This is a genomic window from Amycolatopsis sp. NPDC059027, from assembly GCF_042739735.1.
Lineage (GTDB): Bacteria > Actinomycetota > Actinomycetes > Mycobacteriales > Pseudonocardiaceae > Amycolatopsis.
Genome location: NZ_JBHYIK010000027.1, coordinates 83,365 through 88,267 on the forward strand (window position 1 = coordinate 83,365; position 4,903 = coordinate 88,267).

General features: G+C 70.5%; 4 protein-coding genes. 2 read left to right on the forward strand and 2 right to left on the reverse strand.

Translation table 11 applies throughout. The features are described from left to right. Positions 1–113 precede the first annotated feature (113 nt). On the reverse strand, positions 114–746 hold the full coding sequence (locus tag ACFWY9_RS20270; protein WP_378330699.1) for a maleylpyruvate isomerase N-terminal domain-containing protein: 633 nt from the start codon (positions 744–746) through the stop codon (positions 114–116). 182 nt (positions 747–928) lie between these two features. Between ACFWY9_RS20270 and ACFWY9_RS20275 the strand changes: the two genes are divergently transcribed. Continuing rightward, entirely contained in the window at positions 929–1,831 is a 903-nt protein-coding gene (locus ACFWY9_RS20275) for a hypothetical protein (protein ID WP_378330700.1), read from the forward strand. 71 nt (positions 1,832–1,902) lie between these two features. Here the strand turns inward: ACFWY9_RS20275 and ACFWY9_RS20280 are convergent, their stop codons facing one another. Next, positions 1,903–3,072, reverse strand: coding sequence for a TetR/AcrR family transcriptional regulator (locus tag ACFWY9_RS20280; protein ID WP_378339549.1), 1,170 nt, complete (start codon positions 3,070–3,072; stop codon positions 1,903–1,905). A 135-nt stretch (positions 3,073–3,207) separates the two neighbouring features. On the opposite strand from ACFWY9_RS20280, the gene ACFWY9_RS20285 reads away from it, so the two are divergent. Beyond that, the gene (locus ACFWY9_RS20285) at positions 3,208–4,755 is read left to right on the forward strand and encodes a long-chain fatty acid--CoA ligase (protein WP_378339551.1); all 1,548 of its coding nucleotides are present in this window, start codon (positions 3,208–3,210) and stop codon (positions 4,753–4,755) included. The last annotated feature ends 148 nt before the right edge of the window (positions 4,756–4,903 follow it).

Here is a 4,903-nt window from a genome sequence, read left to right on the forward strand (position 1 = left end):
GCTCGCCGCGGCCGCGGGCTCGGGGGGGGCCTTCCGAATGTTTTTTATTAAGGCGGCGGCGGGGGGGGCGCGGGCCGGCCCGCCCCCCGCGCGTCGTGTTTTTCGGAGCGCGTTCAGATGGCGGCGATCGTCGCCGGGGCACGCTCCGCCCTGCTCAGCGCGCGCACCACGGCCGTCCCGCCGTGCCGGCGCACGGCCAGCCGCGAGAGCAGGGCGACCACCGCGGTGACCGCGCCGTCGGAGAACTCCGGTGTCGGGACTCCCACGCTGACGGCGAGATCGTCCGCGTGCACGACCAGTTCCATCGTCCTGGTGACCAGCAGATCGCCGAGCCGCAGCGACCACGGTCCCCACAACGGAATCCGCACCGGCCGGTCCTCCCCCACCGCGAAGGCGTCCGCCAGTTCGGCGACGGTGGCATCGATCCGCTCGGCCAGCGTTTCCGGCCCTTCGGCGCCGACGCGCTCGCCCCCGGCACGGATGCGGACGTTGATCTCGGCCTCGGGCCCCGCGCCGATCCACTCCACCCGGCCGTAGTGGTCGAGCAGGGTGATCACCGGTTCTTCGGGCACCGGCCCCGACAATGCCTCCGGCACGGCCAAGACCTGATAGGCGAGATGCCCGGCGAGGCCGCCGACGCTGAACTCCGGCAGCGCGCTGGGCGCGTCCCAGGCCGCCGCGACCGCGGGCTCGCGCAGCAGGCGCGCGGCGATGCGCGCCGCGGCAAGGAACTCGTCTCCGGTCATCTGTGGTTTCCTTTCGGCCGTCGTAGTTCTTCCTCTTGGGGGACAACGTTGTCTGTTTCCGGACAGGAATGTCGAGGGAATATCGTGGGACCGCGTCCCCCGTGTCACGATGTGCTCGCCGTCCGGCGCCGGCACGGTTCGTCCCGTATCGATCGCTCCTCACATTCCCAAGGGGAACCATCATGCGCCGAATCACGCTCGTGGCCGCCTGCGCGGCCCTCCTCACGGCACTCGTCCCGGCCGCACAGGCACAGGCGGCGACCTCGGTGGTCCAGACCGCGGTCAACCACACCTCCGCCGCCCGGCTCGACTCCTACTGGACCCCGGAACGGCTCGCGAACGCGAAACCGATCGACCCGCCCGCCGCCACCGGGGCCACCCGGCAGGCCGAACCCGGTGGCACGCCCAGATTCGTGCACGCCACCCCGCCCCAGCCCGGATCCGGGACGCAGGCGGCGGCCAGCATCTGGGTGACCATGGGCAGACTCGCCTTCACCGTGCCGGGCAAGGGCGACTTCATCTGTTCCGCCAACGTCGTCACCAGCAACAATCACGACGTCATCTCGACCGGCCGGCACTGCGTCATGGACATCGGCACCGGGCAGACCTACACCAATTTCCGCTTCGCACCGGCCTACAACCAGGGAACCGCGCCCTACGGCTGGTGGAACTGGCGGTCGATGGGCTGGCGGATCGACGAGAAGGGCGCCGGTGGTGACAACGCCTTCATCGTGCTGAGCACCGGCGGGAACGGGAACCGGCACGTGCAGGACGTCGTCGGCGGCTCGGGCATCGGGTTCAACTGGGCCACCAACGGCTACGCGCACGGAATCGGCCTCCCCGGCGACAAGAACTACGCCGTGTGGTGCGAAGGGCAGCCCTACGACGGGCCGCAGGGCGGCGTCCAGATCCGTAACTGCAACGGCCTGTCCGGCGGGGCGAGCGGCGGCGCGTTCATCGTGAACTACCAGAACGACGGTTCCTCCGTGCAGACAGCCAGCTATTTCGGCAGCTGGGGCGATTCGTACTTCGCCTATTACCGGGATGTTGCCTGGCAGGTCTACAACGGAGCACAGAACGCCTGATCCCCGACGGTGGCGGCCCGGACCCGGCCGCCACCGGTCCGGCGCGGTCTGCCCGCGGCACGCGCCCGGCTTCAGGCGATCCCGAGAATCCCGGCGGCGACGCGTTCCAGCGCCGCCGGGGTTCCGCGCCCGCGACGCAGCCGCGGGGTGCGCGCCACGTCGTTGGCCACCGAAAGCACGGCGTGGACCCGGATCCTGGCGGCGATCGGATCGATGTCCCGGCGCGTCAACCCCAGCAGATGCACCCACTCGCTGACGTAGTCGTGCTGCGCCTGCCGCACGCTGTGCCGTTCGTCCCCTGGCAGGTGGCCGATCTCGCTGATCAGCAGGGTCACGAAAGCGGGGTGGACCCGGGTGAAGCGGGTGTAGGACCGGATGAGCGCGCGGAGTGCGTCCGGCGCGCTCGACGCGGCCGTGTAGGCGGCGGTGAGATCCATGTACAGCAGGCCGATCCCGCGACGGCACGCGGTCGTCAGCACGTCGAGCTTGGTCGGGAAGTGGTGGTAAACGCTCGGCCCCGCGATGCCGACGGCCGCGCCGATGTCTTCGATGGCCACGCCGGTGTAACCGCGTTCGGCGAACATCCGGACGGCTTCGATGAGCAACGCCTCCCGCCGCGACGCGGGCACGATCCCCGCCGCCGAAGCGTCCGGCGAGCGTTCGCCGGGACCCGGAAGTTCGGTGTCCAGCACGGCGTCGACGAGCCCGGCGAGCAGGTCCGCGGCGGGAACGCGGGAAAGATCGACGCGGTGGAAGGAAACACTCGCGGCGACCGCGACCACCGACCACGCCAGCAGCGCGGCCGCTCCGTCGTCGAGCCCGGGGCGCGCGAGCCGGACGTGCCCGGCCGCGAGCGCGCCGATCTCCCGCAGTTCACGCCGCAGCCGCGCGCGGTCGCCGTCGGCCAGGTGCCGGGCCTCGCGCTGCCACAACACGCCGAGCGGCCGGTGCTCGACGCCGAGCGCGGCCAGCGCACGCAGCGCAGCCCTGCCGCGGCGGTCCGGCGCCGACAGCGTGTCCCGGATCGGCACAAGCCCCTCGGTGATCACCTCCCGCAGCAGGTCCTGTTTGCCGGAGAAATGGCGGTACAGCGCGGACGGCCCGATGGCCACCGCCTCCGCGATCTCGCTCATCCCGACCCGCGCGTAGCCACGGCGGGCGAAGAGGTCACCAGCCGCGGCGACGATGAGCGCACGCCGGTTCCGCGGCCTGCTCCCCCGCGCCAGCGCGCTCTTTTCCACCAGCCGAGGCTATCGGTCATTCACTTGACTCACAACACCGCTTGACAGAGCCTGCTCACGAGGTCATCGTGAGGCGAATGTCACTTGCCGGGATTCACAAACGCCCCGTGCCGGTCCTGTTGGAGGAGACGTGTCATGTACCTGACGCAGGGGCTGCACCGCGCCGTCCAGCAAACCCCGGACGCGGCGATGACCGTCTTCGGCGACCGGAAACGCACGTTCGGCGAGACGGCCGACCGGGTCGCCCGGCTGGCGAGCGCGTTGCGCGGGCTCGGGGTCGGCGACGGCGACCGGGTCGCGATGCTGGCGCTGAACTCCGACCGGTACCACGAATACCTGCTGGCCGTGCCGTGGGCGAACGCGGTGCTGAACCCGGTGAACATCCGCTGGAGCCCGGCCGAGATCGCCTACTCCCTAGACGATTCCGACAGTCACGTGCTGCTCGTGGACGACGCGTTCGCGAAGATGCTCCCCGCGTTGAAGGACGCCTATTCCGGGCTGCGCACCGTGATCCACTGCGGTGACGGGCCCGCGCCGGAGGGCACACTGTCCTATGAGGACCTGATCGCGGCGGCCGAGCCGATCGAGGACGCGCGGCGGGGCGGTGACGAGCTGGCCGGGCTGTTCTACACCGGGGGCACGACGGGCTTCCCGAAGGGCGTGATGCTCTCGCACACCAACCTGCTCACGTCGTCGTTCGGTTCGGTCGCCAGCGGGTGCGTGCTCGCCCCCGAGGCCCGTTACCTGCACGCCGCGCCGATGTTCCACGCCGCCGACCTCGCGGCGTGGGGCGCCGCCATGCTGCTCGGCGCGACGCACGTGATGATCCCGGCGTTCGACCCGGTCGCGGTGCTCGAGGCCGTCGCCACGCATCAGGTGACCGACACCCTGCTGGTGCCGGTGATGATCCAGCTGGTGGTCGACCATCCGGCGCTCGCCGAGTACGACACCACGAGCCTGCGCCGGATCGTCTACGGCGCGTCCCCGATTCCGCAGGCCGTGCTGGAACGGGCGATGAAGGCGTTCCCCAACGCCGCGTTCACCCAGGCGTACGGCATGACCGAACTCGCCCCCGTCACCACGCTGCTCGGCCCGGAGGATCACAAGAAGACATCGTTGCTGCGCTCGGCGGGACGGGCGGCACCGCATTCCGAAGTGCGCATCCTCGACCCGGACGGTGTCGAGCTTCCCCGGGGCACGGTCGGCGAGATCTGCTCACGCGGCGGGCACGTCATGCTCGGCTACTGGAACAAGCCCGCCGAGACCGCCGACGCGCTGCGCGGTGGCTGGATGCACAGCGGCGACGGCGGCTACATGGACGACGAGGGCTACGTGTTCGTCGTCGACCGGATCAAGGACATGATCGTCAGCGGTGGCGAGAACGTGTACTCCGCGGAGGTCGAGAACGCCGTCGCGCAGCATCCCGCCGTGGCCGCCTGCGCGGTGATCGGAGTGCCCGACGAGGAATGGGGCGAACGCGTCCACGCCGTCGTCGTGCTCAAGCAGGGCCACACGCTGACGGCCGAAGCGGTCCGCGAACACGCCAAGACCCGTATCGCGGGCTACAAGGCCCCGCGCACGGCCGAGTTCGTCGACGCGCTGCCGGTGTCGGGCGCGGGCAAGATCCTCAAACGCGAGCTGCGCCGGAAGTACTGGGACGACGCGGATCGCCAGGTCCACTGAACGACGCCGAGTGGCGCGGTGGCCGTGACCGCCTGGTGTGTCCTTTGTGGATTGCGGAGCGGCGGGTGTGGGGGGGGGGGGCGGGAGCCGGCCCGAAAAAAAAACAACAAAACACACCAGAAAAACAGAGAATAGCACAGAGACACCG